The 20,282-nt window shown below is 61.6% G+C and carries 15 protein-coding genes and 6 pseudogenes; 7 read left to right on the plus strand and 14 right to left on the minus strand.

All coding sequences use genetic code 11. The features are described 5' to 3' along the window. Positions 1–303: 303 nt before the first annotated feature. The 8 genes and pseudogenes from HWY30_RS27250 to HWY30_RS41875 form a co-directional block, all read right to left on the minus strand. Positions 304–537, minus strand: a complete 234-nt coding sequence (locus HWY30_RS27250) for an ArsR family transcriptional regulator (RefSeq protein WP_244145027.1) — start codon at positions 535–537, stop codon at positions 304–306. A 444-nt stretch (positions 538–981) separates the two neighbouring features. Next, positions 982–1,584 (minus strand): DUF1326 domain-containing protein, encoded by a 603-nt coding sequence (locus HWY30_RS27255; RefSeq protein WP_090811189.1) that lies wholly within the window; start codon positions 1,582–1,584, stop codon positions 982–984. 238 nt (positions 1,585–1,822) lie between these two features. Further along, on the minus strand, positions 1,823–2,104 hold the full coding sequence (locus HWY30_RS27260) for a CopD family protein (RefSeq protein WP_167368795.1): 282 nt from the start codon (positions 2,102–2,104) through the stop codon (positions 1,823–1,825). Positions 2,105–2,840: 736 nt separating this feature from the next. Continuing rightward, complete coding sequence (locus HWY30_RS27265) at positions 2,841–3,443, minus strand: SCO family protein (RefSeq protein ID WP_090811184.1); 603 nt, start codon at positions 3,441–3,443, stop codon at positions 2,841–2,843. Positions 3,444–3,979: 536 nt separating this feature from the next. Next, on the minus strand, positions 3,980–4,171 hold the full coding sequence (locus tag HWY30_RS43055) for a hypothetical protein (RefSeq protein ID WP_425199406.1): 192 nt from the start codon (positions 4,169–4,171) through the stop codon (positions 3,980–3,982). Continuing rightward, positions 4,092–4,652, minus strand: a complete 561-nt coding sequence (locus tag HWY30_RS43060; RefSeq protein WP_425199407.1) for an IS110 family RNA-guided transposase — start codon at positions 4,650–4,652, stop codon at positions 4,092–4,094. The genes HWY30_RS43055 and HWY30_RS43060 overlap by 80 nt, the downstream gene beginning before the upstream one ends. Continuing rightward, a complete protein-coding gene (locus HWY30_RS43065) occupies positions 4,567–4,953 on the minus strand; it encodes an IS110 family transposase (protein ID WP_425199408.1) in 387 nt (128 codons plus the stop codon). Before HWY30_RS43065 ends, HWY30_RS43060 begins: the two co-directional genes overlap by 86 nt. A gap of 240 nt (positions 4,954–5,193) precedes the next feature. Continuing rightward, a pseudogene (locus HWY30_RS41875) lies at positions 5,194–5,383 on the minus strand (transposase); the annotation flags it as partial. Between the two features lie 216 nt (positions 5,384–5,599). Between HWY30_RS41875 and HWY30_RS27280 the strand changes: the two are divergent. Further along, positions 5,600–6,415: pseudogene (locus tag HWY30_RS27280) on the plus strand (phage integrase family protein); the annotation flags it as partial. Positions 6,416–6,441: 26 nt separating this feature from the next. Here HWY30_RS27280 and HWY30_RS27285 read toward each other — a convergent pair. The 3 genes and pseudogenes from HWY30_RS27285 to HWY30_RS27300 all read right to left on the minus strand — a co-directional run bounded on the left by HWY30_RS27285 (position 6,442) and on the right by HWY30_RS27300 (position 9,868). Continuing rightward, positions 6,442–7,476 (minus strand): PDDEXK nuclease domain-containing protein, encoded by a 1,035-nt coding sequence (locus tag HWY30_RS27285; RefSeq protein ID WP_090811182.1) that lies wholly within the window; start codon positions 7,474–7,476, stop codon positions 6,442–6,444. A gap of 254 nt (positions 7,477–7,730) precedes the next feature. Further along, positions 7,731–8,636: a hypothetical protein gene (locus tag HWY30_RS27290; RefSeq protein ID WP_244145028.1), complete on the minus strand. Its 906-nt coding sequence runs from the start codon at positions 8,634–8,636 to the stop codon at positions 7,731–7,733. A gap of 187 nt (positions 8,637–8,823) precedes the next feature. Next, a pseudogene (locus tag HWY30_RS27300) lies at positions 8,824–9,868 on the minus strand (DNA-binding protein). Here HWY30_RS27300 and HWY30_RS27305 point away from each other — a divergent pair. After that, positions 9,837–11,021, plus strand: a complete 1,185-nt coding sequence (locus HWY30_RS27305) for a tyrosine-type recombinase/integrase (protein ID WP_090811891.1) — start codon at positions 9,837–9,839, stop codon at positions 11,019–11,021. The pseudogene HWY30_RS27300 and the gene HWY30_RS27305 sit on opposite strands and share 32 nt — an antisense overlap. Before the next feature lie 577 nt (positions 11,022–11,598). On the opposite strand, the gene HWY30_RS27310 is transcribed toward HWY30_RS27305, so the two are convergent. Beyond that, positions 11,599–13,596: a PhoX family protein gene (locus HWY30_RS27310; protein WP_090811175.1), complete on the minus strand. Its 1,998-nt coding sequence runs from the start codon at positions 13,594–13,596 to the stop codon at positions 11,599–11,601. A gap of 182 nt (positions 13,597–13,778) precedes the next feature. Next, positions 13,779–14,080 (minus strand): annotated as a pseudogene (locus HWY30_RS27315) (hypothetical protein); the annotation flags it as partial. Here HWY30_RS27315 and HWY30_RS27320 point away from each other — a divergent pair. Then, positions 14,074–14,514: pseudogene (locus HWY30_RS27320) on the plus strand (IS6 family transposase); the annotation flags it as partial. The pseudogenes HWY30_RS27315 and HWY30_RS27320 sit on opposite strands and share 7 nt — an antisense overlap. Then, positions 14,424–14,927, plus strand: a pseudogene (locus HWY30_RS27325) (MBL fold metallo-hydrolase); the annotation flags it as partial. The pseudogenes HWY30_RS27320 and HWY30_RS27325, both read left to right, overlap by 91 nt. 209 nt (positions 14,928–15,136) lie before the next feature. Here the strand turns inward: HWY30_RS27325 and HWY30_RS27330 are convergent. Next, positions 15,137–16,066, minus strand: a complete 930-nt coding sequence (locus HWY30_RS27330; protein ID WP_090811173.1) for a LysR family transcriptional regulator — start codon at positions 16,064–16,066, stop codon at positions 15,137–15,139. Between the two features lie 327 nt (positions 16,067–16,393). On the opposite strand from HWY30_RS27330, the gene HWY30_RS27335 reads away from it, so the two are divergent. The 3 genes from HWY30_RS27335 to HWY30_RS27345 all read left to right on the plus strand — a co-directional run bounded on the left by HWY30_RS27335 (position 16,394) and on the right by HWY30_RS27345 (position 20,179). Next, positions 16,394–18,274, plus strand: a complete 1,881-nt coding sequence (locus HWY30_RS27335) for an ATP-binding protein (protein WP_244145029.1) — start codon at positions 16,394–16,396, stop codon at positions 18,272–18,274. 229 nt (positions 18,275–18,503) lie between these two features. Continuing rightward, a complete protein-coding gene (locus tag HWY30_RS27340) occupies positions 18,504–19,616 on the plus strand; it encodes a BMP family ABC transporter substrate-binding protein (RefSeq protein WP_090811171.1) in 1,113 nt (370 codons plus the stop codon). Between the two features lie 26 nt (positions 19,617–19,642). Next, positions 19,643–20,179 (plus strand): nucleoside deaminase, encoded by a 537-nt coding sequence (locus HWY30_RS27345; protein ID WP_090811169.1) that lies wholly within the window; start codon positions 19,643–19,645, stop codon positions 20,177–20,179. Positions 20,180–20,282 lie beyond the last annotated feature (103 nt).

Genomic DNA, 20,282 nt, shown 5'->3' on the forward strand with positions numbered 1-20,282 from the left:
AAATGAGCGTCGATTCGATTCGTTATCCAGAAAATTTGACGCGTCTTGATCTGCAAGCCGATCCGACAGTTCATTAATCAGCGTTTCCCTAGATGATGCCATACCCCCGATGAAGTCAACGCGTCTATGCTTTAATTAACCGGCGCGGTGGGTTCGATAGCCGGAAAACATCGGGGCTTGCCTTGCAGGTCAGTTGCAAAACGCGTCATTCCTCCTTCGGTGGCTCATCAAATTCGGATGGCGGATGCTCACACTCGTGTTCAGCCACGTCGCTGATGACACGCTTTACGTGGTCGTCAGTTGCTACACAGAAAATCTGTTTTCCGCACCGATCGGCGCGCAGCACCCGGGCTGCAAAAGCCGCAGGTGATGGCTGACGAGCGTTTGCGCCAAGCCATATTTTGCCGCGATGCAGGAAACGCACATCGGCACGCGAAGGCATGCTGCAATTATTTTCAGGCGGGTCGGATCGCCCATCTGCCGGAACATCTCTACCCGTTCCGCGACCTGGTCGTCGGTCAACTCGGATGCCTGCATTTTTGCATTCCAAAAAGTCACGTCGCCAAGAGATGACGCACCGCCGCATGCACGGAAATGCCACGGTTGCCCGTCTCCTGCCAGGGGCCATCGGGATATCGAAGTCGACCAATGGTTCTCGACACATTAACGTGGCCGGGACCCGGGCGCGACGAAAAGGCTATGTACGAAGGGTCGAATTGGGCGATTAGCTATCCCCAACCGAGCGATGGCGGCTGCACCTTCAAGGTAGCCCTTCGATCGGAGCCAGGTCGAACGGCCGCGACGGGTTGGCGGATTCAACCGGTATGGTTCAGATAGCGTGAATACGGTCCTTCATCCAATCCCCACAGTGCCAGCCAGGCCGAAAGCACCGGCCCGGCTAGCAATGGCGGAAAAAGCCTTGAGCGCGAAGCGGACTTGAAGCGGACTTCATCGCGAGGCTCGGTGGCCGTTGGAGGAGAGTCAGGCCTGGAAGTTGAAATGGCCTTGGGTGGCGTTATGACCCGTCAGGTTGAGGTCGACCTTGAGCAGAGGGTTTTTCATCCGGTAAGCGCTCGCTTTGCTGATGATCGCCGGGGAGCATGGTGTCGTCGAGATGGAATTACCGAGAAGCACCGCGGGGGCGCCGCTCGGACTCCAGTACGGCTCGAGTTCCGCATGAATGTCCGCGCCAATATCGAGTTTGCCTTTACCGCCCTGAAGGTCGAAGATAATGGGCGCGCGCTCGATCGAGACGATTTTTCCGTACATATGGGCGAAGTCGGCCAGCGGGCCGCCGCGCTCGCCCCGGTAGACGCTGGAGAGCGCCTCAAACTGGACATCGGTGGCCCGGTCATCGATGTACACGGCTACCTGCCAGTTGCCCTGCAGGATATTGCCAGGAATGAAGGTGGCACAGGCCACCGTCAATCCAGAGACCTCAATGTCATCGATCGAGCCCTTGTCGAAGTGGTGGGCGATCGCGGCGCAACAGCTGCCATTGTCGGCGTCCTCACCTATGCAGCAAGGGCAAAGTACGTTGCAATTACACACTTCCAGAATACTGCCGTCGAGTTTGTAGCTCACGTTAGCCTCCTTGCGCCTTTACACGCCTCGCGCCGTCACCTCGCCTTCAACGGCTACTGGCATCAAGAATAGACCATTGATGCTGGCCGGAAAGGCGCGGATTCACACTACGGGCGTTCATTGGCGCGAACTGCCGGCTCTCGATCATTAGTGAGCCTGATCCACGTTCGTCGAAGCGACGGACTGTCGGGGTTCGGATACCCGGGTGATGCGAGCGATGGCTCTAACGTAACCAGGCCTACTCGCCCGAGGGCGCCGTGTGGCCAAGCACGCCGGCGGCCGCCAGTACCGCCAGCATGGCGACGGCTTCGACGGCCAGCAGACGGTCGAAGCCGCGTTGCGCGTCAGGGTAAGCGGGACCGCCATCTGCCGTCGCGGCCTGCGAGCGCGGCAAGTGGATCATCCGGTTGTAGCCGCCCAGCAGCACCGCCAGCGTGACGCACACGAACTTAAACGCGAGCGGGCGTCCATACGGTACGCTGAGTAACGGGGCAGTGAGGTGGGCCGTATCCTGCGTCACGTTATAAATGGGCTCCGTGTGGCAGCAGGCCGAGACTGCCCGGTGCGGACAAAACGACTGAAAGTGACGTTCGCGAACGTCACTTGTTGGCCGGCGGATTCGCGTAGCGTCGCTCGCAGCATCTGAAGCACGCGGCGCATATTCTTCTCACACGATGCTGTGTCCGGCCAGAAGCAGCCGATCATGTCAGGAAAACGTATGCTTGCTTCTTCCTGGTGACCGGACGCCAACGCGGCACGGGCCAATCGCAATGATCGCGTGCCTGGCGCGTCCCGGTGGGCCTGTTGGTCAACCTGGCGAGCGCGTGGCTGCTCGGCGACCATCACGGGCATGGTTACGAAGACGAGGCGCAGAAGATCTTCGCTCCGTCCGGTGTGTTTGCCGTTTCCATCTTCGAAGATGGCATCATGCGGTGCTCCAGCGCTTTAAGGGGTTGTCCCATGTCACGGTCGAGGTCCAGCCTGCTCAAGCGGTGGCGTGATCCACGATGCTACTGGCGCCACACACTTGTATGCCAGGAAACCTTGCGTTGAGCGTGCATAGGGATTCTGGTCGTAGCCGGTTATTGACCAGCTGAACGCGGTGGTATGCGTGGAACTTCGGGCGGCGACAACAAGCGCTCCCCCGGGCGAATCTGGCCGGAATCTCCGACGTACGTTCGACTCTATCTGTTGAAAACACCGTGGGTGCGCGGGCTCGTTCGCGGCCTCTTCAGCACCGTCGCGGGCGCCTGTCGTCAGGTCTCGTCGGCCAATTGACGCAGATCGTGCACAAATGCGTCGACCGGATCGTCGTCCGCACCGATCAGGCGTGCGTGCCCTTTCGCATCGAATATGTAGATCGCCGAGCTATGGGTTACCTCGTATCCACCGTTCGCGCGGGGCTTGTCAGCCTGGTACGCGACGCGATAGCGTTGCGCGAGCGCCTTGATCGCGCTGTCGGAACCGGTCAGGCCGACGTCGTGCTTTGCGTCAAACGCATCGACATACGCATGCATCACTGCGGGCGTGTCCCGCGCCGGGTCGACACTCACGAACAGGACCTTCACATGCTGTGCGGCGCCGCCCAGTTGATGCGTCACTTGGGCCAGTTTGGCCAGCGTCTCCGGGCATACGTCCGGGCAATGCGTGTAGCCGAAGTAGACGAGTGTGACATCACCTGCCAGGTTCGCCTGGCTAATCTGCTTGCCGGCGTCGGAGGTCAACGCGAAATCCAGATCGGGCAAATGCCCCTGGACGTCCGTGAGCTTCCACGGCTCTTCATGGTGGCAGGCGGCAAGTGAAACAGAGAGCGTTGCGCCGACAACGAGACGCACACAGCGATCAAAGAATGGGGGCATGGATTGGTGCGGCATTGCCGTCGCAAAGATCAGGATTGGGAAGTACAGTCTATTGCGGAGAGCTTTCATTCGTCTGCCCGCGTAGTGCCTCATCCGCTTTTCAACTCTCAACGACAAGGCTCCATTCGAGGGCCGTTGCGCCACAGGCCGCGTCATCCGAGCGCGCCGAAATGTCGCGCGTAAGGCGGGAAGCGAAGAGGGAATGCTTAAGGCTACTACAAGGGCTTCCCCATTGAGCGCAAGCACAAATGTGGTTTTCTGTTGTCGCAATGTTGCCTTGCCGACGTCGTGTGAGAAGGTGAAGGACTGCGGTACTACAACCGGTCATGTTGGGCTGACGGCCCGGACCCTGATGAAAGACGCGCGCAAGGGCCTCGTTCGCTGACCGGGAATGAAATCCCTGTAGCCTTATCAGGTATGCCTCGCGCAGGTCCAACCCGCTTCACATCACCGCTGGCAGTGCAAAGTGATCGTTTATTCGCTCATGGTACCGTTGCTTCTTATTCGTATGCGGTTGATGAACACATCCGTGGAGCTCACGCGGCGGCTGGCTCGTGCTTGAAGTCGTCGCCGTACTTGAGGACCGCCCACGCCATTCGCGCATTCTTGGCTGCGATCGCCACGGCCGCGCGCCAATATCCGCGCCGCTCAACGAGGCTTCTCACCCAACGGCTGAAGCGGTCCTGCTTCTCGCCGAGATTCGCGATGACGGCGCGCGCACCGTTCACCAGCAGGCAGCGCAGGTAGGCGTCGCCCGCCTTCGTGATGCGTGATGCTGCCAAGCCGCTGCTTGCCGCCGCTGCTATGCTGCCCCGGCGTCAATCCGAGCCACGCGCCTACCTGGCGACCATTTTTGAAGTCATGTCCGGCACCGAGGCTCGCAAGCAGTGCGCTCGCCGTGGTCGGGCCGATACCGCGCAACTGCATGAGCCGCCGGCTACGTTCGTCATCGCGCGCAATTTGGCGAATCGCGCGGTCGTATTCGGCAAGCCGGGCCTCGATGTTGCCTGCGTGCTCAAGCAGATCGCTGATACAGCGATTGGCCCAACTGGGTAAAGAATCGAGATGGACTGTGATCTCTCTTCGCAGACGCTCCGGGCTTTGCGGCAGCACCACGCCAAATTCAGAAAGCAGGCCACGTATCCGGTTGTAGATTGCGGTCCGTTCCTCGACAAAGCCCTGCCGCGTTCGATGCAGGCAGAGCCTCACAGATCGCCGCTGCGTCCGCCGCGTCGTTCTTGCCGCGCTTGCCCGACATACGGTACGGTGCCACGAGCTTCGGCGCCATCAGCTTCACGGTGTGGCCATATTGCTGGAACAGGCGGGCCCAGTGATGGGCGCCGGAACAGGCTTCCATGCCGATGAGGCAAGGCGGCAGCTGGGCGATGAGCAAGATGAGTTGGTCCCGCATGACGCGCGGCCTAACCAGCACAACCTTGCCGGACTCGTCCACTCCGTGAATCGCAAACACGTTCTTGGCCAGATCGATTCCCACGGTGACAACAGGCATGGACTTCCCCTCTTGTTGGTGTTGATGAAGGTTCGAGACTCCATCATGGCACTGTGATACCAATTCGCGGCTTCCACCGTAGCCTCGGGACGGGGGAAGTCCCTTTCATTCGCTGAACAAGCCGCGGAATCGGCGACGCGTCAGCAATTTGAACGTTGTCAAGTCATGAAGTCGAGCTTGAGCGCATGCTTTTCGGCCCTCCCGGGCCTGCTGGCGGCCACTTTGCCCGCCGTTCGCCCACTATGGGCGTACCGATGCCATCAGTTGCCTACGCGAAAGATAGACGTTCGCCAGTGCGAGCGCGACGAACGCCCGATTAGCGTTCTTTGCCAGCCCGCGATAGCGAACCTTGGTAAATCCCCACACACAGTCGCTTCACGACCGCGAAGACATGTTCCACCCGGGCGCGAATCTTCGACTTGTTGCGGTTCTTGCCGCGCTGCACCTCGTCGACTTCGCCGCCCGCACGGCGGGTGCGCTGATTGGTGAAGTCGCGCGCCCTGGGTGCCTTGCTGTGGATCAGCGCGTTCTGGCTCGCATAGGCGCTATCCACCTTCATTACAAAGGCTTCAACACTACTACGAGAAGCTCCGCCCCTCGCTCCGACATCGGTATTCTTCCTCATGGTGTTTGCCATTTGTCATTCTCCCCTCGCGCCGTGCGCGTGCTGCGCGCCCAAGGCATCACGACGCTGGCCGACCGTGCGGATGCCGCGACGACGCCAATGGTGGAAAGCGGTCCCCGGTCTCGGCGCGGCGAGTGTGCGCGCGATCGAGCAGTTCTTCGCCGCATGGCCCGCCCTCACCGAAAAGGCCCGCGCGCTGGTGGTGGCAAGCCAGCGTGGTGACATCGTGCCGTGGGAAACCCTGCGGCTGCCTCACGAGGTCGATGGCACCAGCGGTACGTTCCGCGCGCTCGTCGCGACCTGTCCGCTGGACGCGTCCAATGACTATGAGGCCGTGCAGACCTGGCTCGCGCTGCAGGAGTCGCCCGCCACGCGGCGCACCTACCGCAAGGAGGCCGAGCGCCTGATCCTGTGGGCGATCGTCGAGCGGGGCCGCGCGCTGTCGTCGCTGACGACCGAAGACGCAATCGCCTACCGGGCGTTCCTGCGGCATCCCTCGCCGCGTGCACGCTGGGTGGGTCCGGTACGGCCGCGTACGTCGCCTGACTGGCGGCCGTTCGACGGCAATCTCTCGGACCGTTCGGTTGCGCACGCGCTGTCGATCGCCGGCGCGCCGTTCCGCTGGCTGATCGAGCAACGCTACGTGCTCGCAATCCGTTCTCAGGTGTGAAGGTGCGTGGCGGCAACGGCGCAGCGACGCTCAATGCATCGCATGCTTTCACCGAAGGCGAATGGGCGCTCGTGCGCACGAGCGTCGACGGACCCGAGTATCCGGACCGGACTGCGTCCGGCGCACCTTCAACCGGCTGGAGCAAGGCGGCCGCGCGCGACAAACGGTCAGTCGCCGGATCCTGGCGATCGAATCATTCGCGCCGCTTGTCCTGGAGCCGTGATCTTGCGGCTTCAATTGACTGGTGCAATTTCGCCTGTAACTGCTCTCGTGGCGGCAGCACAGTCAGATACTCTGCGACATGGATACCGCTTTTATCGAGTTCGAGCAGCTCGATCTGCTCCTGCTTCTTGCCTGCACACAGGATAATGCCGAGCGGCGGTTCCTCGTCTGGCTCCTGTTCATGTTTCGCGAGCCAGCGCAAATAAAGCTCCATCTGACTCTTGTATTCGGCCTTGAACGCGCCCAGCTTGAGTTCGATTGCAACAAGCCTTCGAAGCTTGCGGTTGTAAAAGAGAAGATCAATGTAAAAATCGTCGTGATCAATCAGCAAGCGTTTCTGACGAGCCACAAACGTGAAACCAGCACCAAGTTCGAGAAGGAACTGCTCCATCTCTCGCAGGATCGCATCCTCCAGATCCTTTTCGAGGTAGTGATCGTTGAGACCAAGAAAATCCAGCACATACGGGTCCTTCAGCAACGCGTCGGGAGGCACACGTCGTCCGTCCCTCAGCATCGCGAGATCCCGCCGGATTGCGTCTTCGGGTTTCCGCGAGATTGCACTGCGCTCAAAAAGCATTGAGTCGATGCGCTCCTGCAACTGCCGCGTGGACCAGCGTTCGACACGGGCAAGTTCAATATAAAAATCACGCTTCACCGGGTCGTCGATGTAGATCAGCGTCTTCAGGTGCGTCCAGCTCAATTCTCTCCGCACTGCGGAGACCATCGCTTCGTCGGCAAAAACCTCCGCAAGACGCATGCAGTGGCGCAACTGCTTGTCGCTCCAGCCGCGCCCGTATTCGGCGGTAAGCTGACGCGCCAACGATCCGATCACCTGTTGCCCGTACTCCGCGCGGGCGCCCCGCAATACCTCTGCCTCAATACGATGCCCCACCTGCCAGTACAGCAGTGTCAGTTCTGCATTGATCGCAACGGCGGCCCGTTCGCGCGCCGAATCGATCAGCTGTCGGACTTCGTCAAGCAAGGAGGAAGGCGTAAGGTCGTTCATACTTTCATGCTCAGGTGTGCGGCTACCGCCGCGTTAAAACTGCCCGCGGACGGCCCAATCTGTCTTCAAACCCGTCACCGGGGCTTGCGCCGGCGAGCGTCCGAATTGTCTCCGCAGTGCGGAGACAATTACGGATACCTGTTCGGCCGCGCGGCCGTCTCCTCGCCCGGGCGAACCGTCCGCCCCCGAGTCGCATCTCGCGAATGATTGCAGGACGACTGCCCGATGTGACCATTCGCGGCCTCGCTCACCGATCAACGGTGCTGCACTTTCCGTGTCGCCATGTAGGTGTCGAACAGGCCCGCATGCAGCCGGCTGAGCTCCTGGCGCAGCCCGATGAGTTCATGCTGGTCGCCTTCGTGCTCCCGGCGCCGGATCTCCCCGAGCAGGGCCGTCGCGCGCGATGCCGCCTGGTCACGCTGTACGCGCGCCTCACCTAACCTGCCGGCGAGCGCCGGCTTCACCAACAGCAGCCATGCCGGAAACCAGGAATAGTCGTCGACCTCGCCGGTGCCAGGGAATTCGGCATCGAAGCGCCGGCGCAGCGCGTCCAGCGAAGCATCACCCAAGGTGGGCAACAACGCCACGAACCTCGCCGGCGCCAGCCACGCCAACTGCGCGAGCAGCGGCCACGCCGCATCCAGGCCAGCCGCCCGGTAGCGTGCCTCGGTCATCCACGCAAGCGGTGCCGGGATGCGCGACCAGGACTCGATGGCTTCGACTGCTTCAATCGCAGCCGCCCCGTCGCCCGCCAGAAGCCACAGCGGCACGGCGTGACTGTCTGCGTCGGCGGTACGAAACGGTAGCGATTCAGCCCGCTGAGCAAGCGCTCGCCAGCACGGCGTGAGCCACGACTGAACATTCTGCGCGGGCAGCACCCGCCGGGCGGCAAGTACGACCTCGTCCTCGAGATGCCGGCGTGCGCTGGCCAGCGTCTCGTGATCAGAAAAGGGCGTGGGCGATCCGCGTTCCAGCTCACGAACCAGCACGCTCATCGCTGGGAGCGCGCCATCGTCCGGATATTCGCCGGCGAGCAGCTCCAGTGCCGTTCGCGCCGCCACCGCATCGCGCCGCTGCAGCGGCTCCAGCACGTCGTTACGCAACATGACATCACGGCTGTCGGCGAAAATGTCGAGCTGCTGAATGGTGGGCTGCTGCATGTTCATCCCGCTCAGAAGAGCTGATCGTGAAGAGCGGCCAGATTAGCCCACTTCACCGTGCTGCGGAAGGTGCTGCCGTCTTCGTGCACCGACTCGATGATCATGCGCACGGTCCGCTCGCCATAGCGCATCAGCGCGCCGATCGGCGGACAGACCGGGGCCTTCCGTCTCTTGCGCGGGCGGGGTTCTATTTTCCATCCCTCTTTCCCCGCTTGCGGTGCACTACGGTCTTGCTGGCTGGCGCGGGCGTGACGCGCGGCGCGCGTGAAGGGCGTGTCGCCACCGGGCGCGCCGGGGTGGAGGCGGACTTCGCGCGGGCTGGGCGGGCGTCGCGAGTATCCGCCTGCCGCAGTGCCGCCGGTTGTTGCTGCAGCGTGACGTTCGTGGCCAGCACGGCACCGAGCCGTCCCTGCAGCACGCCCGCCTGGTGACGCACGTCCCCGAGCTGCGCCTGCAGCGCCTCGACCGCCCGGTGATGGTCCGCCCCGCGACTGTCGGCCCGCTTCACCGCGGCATCGAGGTCCTTCTGCAGCTTCGCGGCCGCACCCCGCTCGCGGTCGATCTCCAGCAGCGCGCGCTTTTCCGACGCTCGCAGGCGCTCTTCGGCGCGTTCCGCGCTCTCGCGCAGCTTCTCGAGATCCCGCGAGAAACCTTCGCACCTTGTCCAGTTCACGGTCGCGCACGAGCGCCTCGGCCTTGAGCCGGACGACCTCGGCCTCGCACGCCTGCCGCGCCGCGTGGCCCTCGGCCTGCGCCTTTTCCAGTTCGCGCACCTGGACCTGCGTGGCAAGGAGCGCCGCCGTGCGCTGTTCGAGCGCGGTCTCGACGCGACCCAGTTCGTCGCGGGCAGCAACGACCGACCGTCGCGCCTCAACGCGTTGCGCCTCGACCTCGTCGCGCAGCGCGTCGAGCGCGGCTTCGGCAGAGGCGGTTGCGCGGGTCCAGAGCGCCGCGACCAGTTCGCCGGCAGCCGGCCCCAGATCGGCGGGCAGGTCGGGGTGTTCGATGCGCACCCGGCTCCTTTCGCGCAGTTCGGCCCAGAATTCACCGAGTACCTGGGTCGGCGTGCTCATGCTGCCGCGCTTGACCAACTGGTAAAGCCGGTTCGCGGTCGGCGTGATCCCGAAGCGGAAGAACAGGAGCGCGCAGACTTCGCGGTACAGCTCGCGGGTCTTCGGGAATTCGCCTTTCAGGCGGTCGATTTCAACCGAGAGGCGGGTTTCGTCGGGCAGGACGCCCCTCCATGCGCTTGAACTGTCTGCCGACCTCGACGGCCGCGATGGCAGCAACCGGGCGCGCGGGCATTCACAGATCGCCGCCCACGACGACCTGAATGCGGTCCGCGCATGGCTCGCGCGGGTCGCCGACAAAAAGACCACCTTCGAGAATTACCGCAAGGAAGCCGAACGGCTGCTGCTATGGGCGATCGTGCAACTGGGCAAGCCGCTGTCGTCGCTCACGCACGAAGACCTGCAACTCTTCCGGCAATTCCTGAAAGACCCGTTGCCGCACGCGCGCTGGGTCGCCGACGGCGGGCGCAAATACCCGCGCCATGATCCGCGCTGGCGGCGGTTCTACAGGACGCTCCGGCCGAGTAGCCAGTACCAGGCGATGGTGATCATCAACGCGCTGTTCGCGTGGCTCGTCGAAGCCGGCTATCTGGCTGGCAACCCGCTGTCGCTGTCCCGGCAGCGCATCCGTCGCTCAAAGCCACGCATCACGCGCTATCTCGACCACGAACTGTGGCACGAAGTGAAGCTCCATATCGACAGCTTGCCGAAGGACACCCCGCGCGAGCGGGAGCGCTACCTGCGCGCACGGTGGCTGTTCACGCTGTTCTATCTTGGCGGCCTGCGTATCTCGGAGGTCGGCGGCAACACGATGGGCAGTTTCTTCTGCCGGCGCGATGCCGACGGCCACGAGCGCTGGTGGCTCGACGTGCTGGGCAAGGGCGACAAGGAGGGGCTGGTGCCCTCCTCGGCGGAAATGATGATGGAACTTGGGCGCTACCGGCGTGAGCGCGGCCTGTCCGCCCTGCCGTCAAGACATGAGGACACCCCGCTCGTGCTGCCGCTGGGCAAATCCATGCAGCCACTTCCCCGCTCCGCGCTGCATACGATCGTGAAGGCGATCTTTGCCGGCGCGGCCGAACGGCTCCGCCTGCGTGGCGACGGCTTCGCGGCACAGGCGGACCTGCTCGAACAGGCCTCCGCACTCTGGTTGCGCCACACCGCGGGTTCGCACATGGCCGACGGCGGCGCCGATCTGCGTACCGTGCGCGACAACCTGCGCCACGCGTCCCTGACGAGCACCAACATCTACCTGCACACGCCCGACGAAGAGCGCCATCGGGAGACGGTGGAAAAGCACCGCATTGAATGGTAGGCCTTGCCTGACCGGTCAGTGGCGTGTCGCTGCGGTCGGGAAAGCCAGTTCGAGCATGAAGCGGACAAAGCTGTAGGCGAACAGCAACGCGAGCGGTAACGACGCGACGACGAATGCCGGTTTCAAGCGGCGCCGGGCGTGCCCCGGGCGTGCCCCGGGCGCTCCGCATGTGCATCGCGCCGATGCTGCGCGACCACCCACCGCAGATCGCCGCCCGCGGTATTGCACGGTACGGGCCGCCGCGCCTTCTTCGCTTCCAGCGATTTCATAACCGGTTTTCTCCGGAGCGCCTTACCCTGCTGAAAGGCCGGGAGCATGAAGGGGGTGACGGTATAGCCAGCCGACCGCAATCCGCCCCGTAGTCGCTGACTATCACCACGCAGTTGCCTGAATGCAGGTCTATGTCACAGTTCGAAGAGTGTCTTGCGAACACACAACTTTGCCTCCCGGCTTCAATAAAAAACCCCCTCCAGAGAGCGGGCGATGAACCGCTCGCGAACCGTGCTTTTCGTATCGGATCAACGCGCCATCAATTTCCCCACAATGAGACTTGCGAGGATCTCTGCGAGCCTTGCCGTCACACCAGCTTGATCGATGTCGGGTCTGCTGTCAGATAGCCGACCGACGCGCCGAAGCGATCCCTGTAATTCGCGCGCACAAGCGGATCGAGCGTGTCCCTGAGCGCCTGCGTATGCTGGCTGCCCCAGTCGCCGGCATGCTGGAAGTTGCTCATGATGTAGGTCCAGCCGTTGAGTTCGTCGACCGCATGCAGACCGGTCGATTCGGCGCCGGCGGGTGTCGACAGCAGACGCGTGAGCTGCTTCGTGTCGACGTTGTACGCCCAAAGGAAATTGTTCACGTGGTAGCCGCTGTCCTCGCCGATAAAGAGCGTGCGCAGCTTCTCCGAGAATTTCAGGTTGTCCGGGTTGGCGACCAACTCCGGGTCGGCCTTGTTGCCGAGCGCGTCGGCGGCGATGTCCTTGCCGACCAGCAGCGCGCTGGTGTGCACCGGCACCCACTCGCTGTTGATCGCGGCACCCTGGTTATCCTTCTGGCCGCCCGCGAGCTTGTGCTGAAGCACGCCGCCGGCGTTGATCGCGGCGTCGACGGAAATGTTGCTCTCCGGGTTCCAGCCCTTCGCGTTGCCCTTCACCATCGAGTCGACGATGTTCTGCAAAGCGGAGTACGCGATCTTGTCCTTGATGTTGACCGTCGTCCCTTCCATCTTCGTGAAGCCCATGCTGCCGCCCGCCAGGTAAGCGTAGCGATGGGTTTCGAGGAAAGCCGCAACCTTCTCCTTGCCCGGCATGATCCTGACCCACTGCGCAGTGCCGCCGGCGAAGATCTTCCGGTAGTTAGCGTCGGCAGGATCGGTCCACTTGACGTCGATGACGTCCTGCGGCCGATTCGACTTAGCCATGGCCTCGACTTCCGCGCTCGTCGCGTGACCCAGTTTGATCCACGTCAGGTCCGCGCCCGCCGCGGCCGGATCGACCGAGAAGCCCGCGCCCACTTTCGCCACATACAACGTGCCGGCCGACAGGTCCTTCTCGTTGTCCGCCACGAACATGAAGAGGCCGCTGTTGGTCGCGTCGTCGCCCATCAGGACCGTGCGGTTGTCCGGCATCACCTGCACCAGTTCGTGCGAAATGCGCCCGAGGCAATAGTGTTTTCTGACCGAGCCGGTGCCATCCGCCTTGACCGTGATTTCCGGCAGATGACCATAGAGATACGGGTTGAAAGCAATGTTCGCGTTGCCGTACAGGTTATCGTTGAACGCCTTGTACTGCGCCAGATTGCTCGAACTGGCCGTGAACGCATCCGGCTCGTATTCCTCGCTCGACAGATGCGTGTTCCACGGCGACAGGCTCGCGCCGCAGGTAATCCACAGTCCATTCGCGGGCGACGTGTCGACGTTGTGATACTTGACGAGCGTCAACTTGCCGGTGGCCGGATCCTGATCCAGCGTCAGCACCGCGATCGGCGACGGGAGGCGGCCATACATGTCACTGCCGGACTGCGAGCGCGTCGTGTATTCGAACTGGACCACGGCGAACACCGTGTTGCCCTTTACGCCGGCGACCTTCGCGCCATCGATCTTCAGCAGCGACGTACCGTCCGGCGAGTCCGAAAAGAACTGGCGCCGTTGCGCGGGCACCGAATCGTCGTCGATCGGCTGGTTGTTGATGTCGAAGTACCCGCCTGCCAGCACGGTGCCGCCGTTGCCGTCCGGGACCAGATCGCCGGTCATGAAGAACGGCTGGTACGCGAGTTTGTAAGCCTTTTGGGAGCCGTCGGAATACGAAACCGTCAGGCCTGAGCCGACCGTGGTGGTTGCCATCAGCGACGGATTGGCGAGCGACGGCGCCGGCATGCTGGTGAAAGACGCCGAAGTGAAGTTCGCGACCGGGGTGGCAGGCGTAGTAGGCGTGGTGGAATTGGCCGACGGAGTCGCCAGATCGCCGCCGCAAGCGGTCAGCATCGACGCCGTGGCGATGCCGCCTAGCGGCAGCATCGGCGCACCGGCAAGTAGTTTCAGGGCCTTGCGGCGGGAAATGTCGAACGGCTCTGCCATGTTGTCGTGATCCAGGGTTCGGGTAGCGTGGGTGAATGCACAGCCGGCACGCAGTCAGCCCCAAACCAATTGGTTCACGCTCGCGCCGCTATGACGCGAGGATTCTATGAAGTTAATATGAAAGAATATTGACAGGCGTTAGTAATTTTTGAATCAGCCTGGTCAGCCGGCCTGCCCCGCCTCTAGCCCGGGCGGCGAAATTCGTTTTCGACCCAGGCCACGGCGCTCGCCTTGCTGAGCTGAAGCTGGGCGCGACCTGCACTTGCGCCGACTGCTCGCCGAAGGTGTCGAGCGCGGTCAGCAGCGCGTACGGTTCGATGTCGTCCGCAACGATGTCCAGCGTGATGTCGAGTTCGTCGTTACCGTCCGCGCTCGCCACCCGCACTTCTTTATGGAGTTGCGCACGCAGTTGCTGCTCATGGCGGCGCAGGACTTCTGAGGCGGTCTTCACCAGCGTGTTGAACGCCGACGTGTCGAGAATACCTGTATCGCGCCGTCAACAAGGCCGGCAACACCATCGACTTTCTGTTACGGGCCCATCGGGATAAGACTGCGGCGCGGCGGTATTTCGAAAAGTCGATGGCCCTGAATGGCGAACCCGAGACTGTGACGATCGACAAAAGCGGCGCCAATATGGCTGCGTTGCAAGCCATCAACGCCGAGCGCGAAACGCCCATCAAGATCCGGCAGACGAAGTACTTGAACAATATCATCGAACAGGACCCCCGCGCGATTAAACGGCGTACCCGCTCCATGCTCGGGTTCAAGAATTTCCGGTGCGCACGCATCCTGCTCGGTGGCATCGAGGTAGCTCAATGTCGGAGGACGTGGACACAGCCGGACAAGTTACCTTTCCGAATGCGGAACTTGTTGCTCATCAGCGAGAGGTCGAATTTTGGCAGGATGACGGAAATCTAAGTCGTGCCAGCGAGCGTGCCCGCGGTAACTTCCTGATAGCCCGTCAAGTGTTCGACGGCTACCGCGACAAGCTCCGTACTTTCGACGAGGGCGAAGTGCTGCCCGGTATCAGAGCGATGCCGCTACCGGGACACACAGATGGACACTCCGGATATCTTCTCGAATCCCATGATCAGGGCCTGCTTGTTTGGGGAGATATTGTTCATTTTCCTCACATCCAGATTAAACGGCCAGACGTATCGATTGCATTCGATCAAGACCCTGCCCTGGCAGCCACCACACGTTCACGGCTTCTGGACCTGGTCAGCTCGGAGGGACTTTTGATCGCCGGTATGCATTTGGGGGAACTCGGCTTCGCGCGAATAAAGCGAACGAGCGGAAGCTACGGTCTGCTTTATGAGACCGAAGTATGAGGCCGCGAACAGAAGCAACCATGTCTGATACCGGTCCGGCACTCTGCACTGGACCAACGACGAACACTACGCCAGCGTTCCCACATCAACGCCTTCTGGCTTTCGCTGTAATAGATCCGGCGCCTCTGTTTCATTTGCAACACTCCCGCCGCTCATGCGACGTTCATTGTGTTGCATCGACCGGTTGAATCCGCTGTAGTCGATCCGGGCTAAGCTTGACGCGCCCACGCAGTCTGATGCTGAGTCGCCCCGTTGCCTCCAATCTCGCCCATCAGATAATCGATGAACGACGCTATTCGCGAAGAAACGGCTGTATTGCGGTAATAGACAGCATGGATTGGCTGACGGACGTCCTTGGTCTGACGGGCGAGGATCTGCACGAGACGCCCTGTTTCGCGGTCCCGGTCGGTCATGAAATCCGACAGGCAGACAACGCCCACGCCTTCGAGCGCCAGTTGACGAAGCGTCTCGCCGCTCGATGAACTTGCCACCGGCTCGATACGGTACGGCTCACCGTCGGCACCGAGCAACGGCCAGACATTGAGCGACTCCGGTTGTGTAAAGCCCAGCAGTACGTGCTTGCCAAGGTCAGCGACCTCGCGCGGATGTCCGTGCGCCTCAAGATAGTCGGGACTCGCAAGAACACGCATGCGGCTACTGCCAACAAGCCGGCTATGCAGCGTCGAATCCTTGAGCCGGCCAATTCGAATAGCGACATCGGTGCGGCTCTCGAGTAGATCGATGATGCCGTCGTTCGTGTTCAGCTCCAGGTGAACGTGCGGATAGCGCACGCGGTAGCCTTGCACAAGCGGTGCGATCACGTGCAGCATGAAAGGCGACGCTGCATTGATCCGCAGGAGCCCCGACGGGTTTTCCCGCCGCGCGACCATCTGTTCCTCCGCGCTTTCCACGGAATCGATGATGGCGCGCGCGTGTTGAAGGAACGCGCGCCCTTCCTCGGTCAGCTCCATCCTGCGCGTGGTCCGGCGCATCAAGGTCGTTTTCAGCTTTTCCTCGAGGCGCCCCAGCGTCCGGCTGGCCGCCGACACTGTCAGGTCGAGATGTTGGGCAGTTGCCGTCATCGAGCCGGTATCGACCACGGCCATGAAAGTCGCCAATTCGTCGAGGGTGATATTCATTCTTGATTTCTTTTCAAAAGAATTTTGTTTATAGACCGGTTTGTGAACAAAAGTAAAGCTGGCAGACTCGGCCCGTCAGAATCCTCAATTCCTTCGCGAGGGAATGCAGCCGCCGGAGGGCGCAGGCGCGCTGTCGAGTCTGGTGAGACAAAACTTTCTCCAATGTCACGGAGATTTAATAAATCAAACAGGCTGTTTCTGGAGACATACGCCGCGACGTTCAGGCTTGCGCAGACCAGGCGGGCAACTAACTCTGCTTAGCCGGAATGCGACTGACATCGGCATAAAGCCGGCGCGCAACTCACCTCGATCAATGCGAGCACAAACATGACGGTTACCGAGCGACCCGCGACTTACGGCACCAGCATGATCGACCTGGGCCGGTTTCAGATCGATTTGGAGATGCGGACGCTGCACCAAAGCGGCACGCTCGTACCTGTCGGATCTCGCGCCTTCGATATTCTTGCCGTGCTCGTGTCGGCCGCTGGACGACTCGTTACGAAAGACGAATTGTTGGATAGTGTCTGGCCGAAAACCGTCGTCGAAGAAAACAATATCCAGGTCCATCTGTCCGCGTTACGCAAAATACTTGGTGAGGATCGCAACCTGATTGTCACGATCCCTGGTCGCGGGTATCAGTTGCGACGACGACCCGTTGAGAGCCCGGCTCCTGCGGTCGAGTCCCGAGCCTTCAGACGTAGCCTGCCGCTACGCGAAACCCGGCTCACAGGCCGCGACGCGGCCGTTCGGCAGATCAGCATGTTGCTCCAGACTACGCAGGTATTGACGCTGACTGGAGCCGGCGGTATTGGGAAGACGAGCCTGGCGATAGAGGTAGCACGGCAGGCATCGAACGATTCTTCCCGCGCTGTGTGTTTTGTCGACCTTGCCACGGCAACAACCGAAGATGCGGTCCTATGCGAGGTCGCCGAAGCATGCGGGCTGTCCACGCTCGATGCTGCAGTCGACATTGCGCAACTGGCTGCGGCGGTTTCCGGCAAACGTCTGCTCCTCGTGCTGGATAACGCCGAGCATGTGATCGACGCGGTCGCGCGGATCGTCGACGCACTCGTAGCGGCAAGCAAAATTCTGCGTGTGATGGTAACGAGTCGTGAACCGCTTCGCCTGATGCAAGAGACGGTGTACCGGGTCGAGCCGCTCGACGTGCCGCCTTCGCATTCAACCCATGCGGAGATCGTCCAGTTTTCAGCGGTAAAGTTGTTTTTGCTGCGCGTCAATTCAATCCAACGGTATGCATACGCCGGCTGCGAGGAAATTCATCTCATCGGCGAGATCTGCCGCCGGCTGGACGGCATTCCTTTGGCGATCGAGCTGGCAGCGGCGCGCGTCGCTGGCCTCGGCATTGGGGGTGTTCATCGCTATCTGCACGACCGTTTCAGTTTGCTGACGGGCGGCTACCGGACCGCTCTGCCACGCCATCAAACCTTACGTGCGACGTTCGACTGGAGTTTCTTCATCCTGAATCCATGCCATCAGTTACTGTTCAGGCGCCTCGCGGTATTCAGCGGCGGCTTTACGTTCGATGCGATGTGCGCGGTGGTGTGCGACGAGAAATACGCTGTGGCGGACGCGATCGGCGGCATCGGCGATCTGGTGGCGAAATCGCTCGTCAACATTGAGCTGGAGGGGCCGGTAAGCAGGTATCGCCTTTCCGATTCGGCACGTGCCTATGCGCTGGAGAAGCTGCATGCGCAAGGCGAGCAGAGGCTGATCGCGGCGCGCCATGCACGCTATGTCTCCCATTGCTTGCGACCGTGTCTGGCTGACAGTCTCGCTGAACAATTGGACCTGGAAATCGATTTCCGGCAGTCGCTGGATGATGCACGCAGCGCTTTCGATTGGGCGTTCTCACAGCATGGCGATACGCGGATTGGAGTCGAGCTCGCGGCAGGTCTCACAGAGGCGCTGCTCGATGCGGGCCTGATTCACGAATGCTGCACGCGTGCCGAGCAGGCCATCGATGCGCTTGAAGAACTGCCCCCTGCCTCGGTGGACTCAGACACCGAAATGCGCGTACGTGCCGCTCTCGCCTCGGCATTGATCTATGCTCAGGGGCCCGTGTCAAAGTCGGCACAATCGTGGACGGAAGTGCTGGCTCTTGCTGGCGATACAGGCGACGGTTCTGGTGCAAATAGTGAAGGTGAATCGGTTAAAGTGTTGCCCCCCGATCTCATCATCCGACAATGATATCCGAGCGCGGCCTGTCGCTGGCCCACACGACGATCGCGGTCTCCTATTCGAACTCCGCGATCCGCAGGCCAATTTCCCAATGGCTTCATATCCATTCCGTTATACGACACATAACGAATCGATATTTCGGCCTTGATATTGACTCACCATCATCGCTGACGCGACGCAGCCAGTCGGCTGGACGACTGGCGTCGTCTCCTTCCCGTTCCCTATCTTCGGAGACTCCATGAGAACAAACTTCGCTCGCGCGGTGGTGCGCTCACTGCGCCCTGCGGTTACGCTTTTAGCCGCGCTTGGCATCTATGTCGCGTTGAGCCCCACTGCCACCGCCGCGGTGCCGATGGGCGTCGCGTTCGTCTACCTCGGCAACCCCGGTGACGCTGGCTGGACCTACGCACACGAACAGGGTGTGAAGGCGATCGAGGCGAGGTTCGGTGACAAGATCAAGGTCACGCGCGTCGAGAACGTACCCGAATCCGCTGACTCGGAGCGCGTGTTTCGCGACCTCGCGAACAAGGGCAACAAGATTATCGTGGGCTCGAGCTTCGGATTCCAGGACTTCGAACTGAAGACTGCAAAGGATTATCCCGACGTCGTCTTCGAGCATGCGACCGGATACAAGAAGGCCACGAACTTTGCGACCTATGACGTGCGCACGTACCAGAGCGCCTATCTGGCTGGGCTCGTCGCCGGCTATACGACGAAGACGAATACGCTCGGCTTCGTCGCCTCGGTGCCGGTCCCGGAAGTGGTGCGCAACATTAACGCCTTCACAATGGGTGCGCGTTCGATCAATCCGAATGCGAAGGTAAAGGTCATATGGATCAATAGCTGGTTCGATCCAGGCAAGGAGAAACAGGCGGCCGAAACGCTGATCGGCCAGGGAGCCGACGTGCTGATCCAGAACACCGATTCGACGGCGACAATGCAGACTGCCGAGCAGAGGAAAGTGCACGCGTTCGGTTGGGACTCGGACATGAAGAAGTTCGGCCCGAATGCCCAACTGGGCGCATGCGTGAGCTACTGGGGCGTCTACTACTCTCACCTGATCGAACAGGTGCAATCCGGCACGTGGACCAACGCGCCGACGTGGTGGGGTCTCAAGGAAAAAGCAATCGACCTCGCTGACATCAACACTGCAGCCGTATCGCCTGCCGCGCAAAAGGCGCTGGCGCAAAAGCGCGACGACATTATCGCGGGCAGATTCGATCCGTTCTCCGGACCGATCAGGGATCAGAATGGCGCGATCAAGGTGGCAGCCGGCACGTCGCTGCCCGACGCCGAGCTGCTGCGGCTCAACTGGTTCGTGCAGGGGGTCGAGGGCACGTTGCCGAAGTAACCCAGCCAACGTGGAGGAGACACACTTTGAGCCTTGTCACTTCTCCGAAACAGAACGCGTCGGCGTTCCCTGAGCAGGGGCTCGCGCCGACACGCGAGCAGATCGTCCGCCATCTGCGTCATGCAAGCGTTATCGCAGAACGTGCGATGCTGTTGGGCCGTCACCCGTTTGGCGCCATACTCGTCGGGCCCGATCAGGAGTCGGTTCTAATAGAACAGGGCAATGTCGATTCCGTCAATCATGCGGAAGCGGTGCTCGCGCGTATCGCCGCGCTCAACTTTACGCCGCAATTCTTGTGGGGTTGCACGCTCTATACGACGGTTGAGCCATGTTGTATGTGCGCAGGCACGGCATATTGGGCCAACATTGGGCGGGTGGTTTTTGCAATGACGGAAGAGCGCCTGCTGCAAGCCACGGGCAATCATGCAGAGAATCCCACGATGAGTGTGTCGTCGCGGTATGTCTTCGACCATTGCCAGAAGCGCATTGAACTGGTTGGGCCCGTGGCCGAGGTCGAGGAAGAAGTGATGCAGGTGCAGCGCAGGTTCTGGGGACGCCGATGAGCATGGCGCATCGCGGCCTTATGTTCGCATCATGCCGCGCGCGCGGAGCCGCCACCGCCCGCGCAGCGGCCGCCGCAGCAACTGACGACAACGGTGGACACGA

It is taken from the genome of Paraburkholderia tuberum STM678, from assembly GCF_902833905.1.
Classification (GTDB): domain Bacteria; phylum Pseudomonadota; class Gammaproteobacteria; order Burkholderiales; family Burkholderiaceae; genus Paraburkholderia; species Paraburkholderia tuberum.

Bases quoted from the DNA above. Each gene is read 5' to 3' on its own strand.
- HWY30_RS27290 (WP_244145028.1), bottom strand. From the start codon at position 8,636: ATGCAGCAGCCCACCATTCAGCAGCTCGACATTTTCGCCGACAGCCGT.
- HWY30_RS27265 (WP_090811184.1), bottom strand. From the start codon at position 3,443: ATGCCCCCATTCTTTGATCGCTGTGTGCGTCTCGTTGTCGGCGCAACG.
- HWY30_RS27340 (WP_090811171.1), top strand. From the start codon at position 18,504: ATGAGAACAAACTTCGCTCGCGCGGTGGTGCGCTCACTGCGCCCTGCG.
- HWY30_RS27330 (WP_090811173.1), bottom strand. From the start codon at position 16,066: ATGAATATCACCCTCGACGAATTGGCGACTTTCATGGCCGTGGTCGAT.
- HWY30_RS27250 (WP_244145027.1), bottom strand. From the start codon at position 537: ATGCAGGCATCCGAGTTGACCGACGACCAGGTCGCGGAACGGGTAGAG.
- HWY30_RS27335 (WP_244145029.1), top strand. From the start codon at position 16,394: ATGACGGTTACCGAGCGACCCGCGACTTACGGCACCAGCATGATCGAC.
- HWY30_RS43065 (WP_425199408.1), bottom strand. From the start codon at position 4,953: ATGCCTGTTGTCACCGTGGGAATCGATCTGGCCAAGAACGTGTTTGCG.
- HWY30_RS27310 (WP_090811175.1), bottom strand. From the start codon at position 13,596: ATGGCAGAGCCGTTCGACATTTCCCGCCGCAAGGCCCTGAAACTACTT.
- HWY30_RS27285 (WP_090811182.1), bottom strand. From the start codon at position 7,476: ATGAACGACCTTACGCCTTCCTCCTTGCTTGACGAAGTCCGACAGCTG.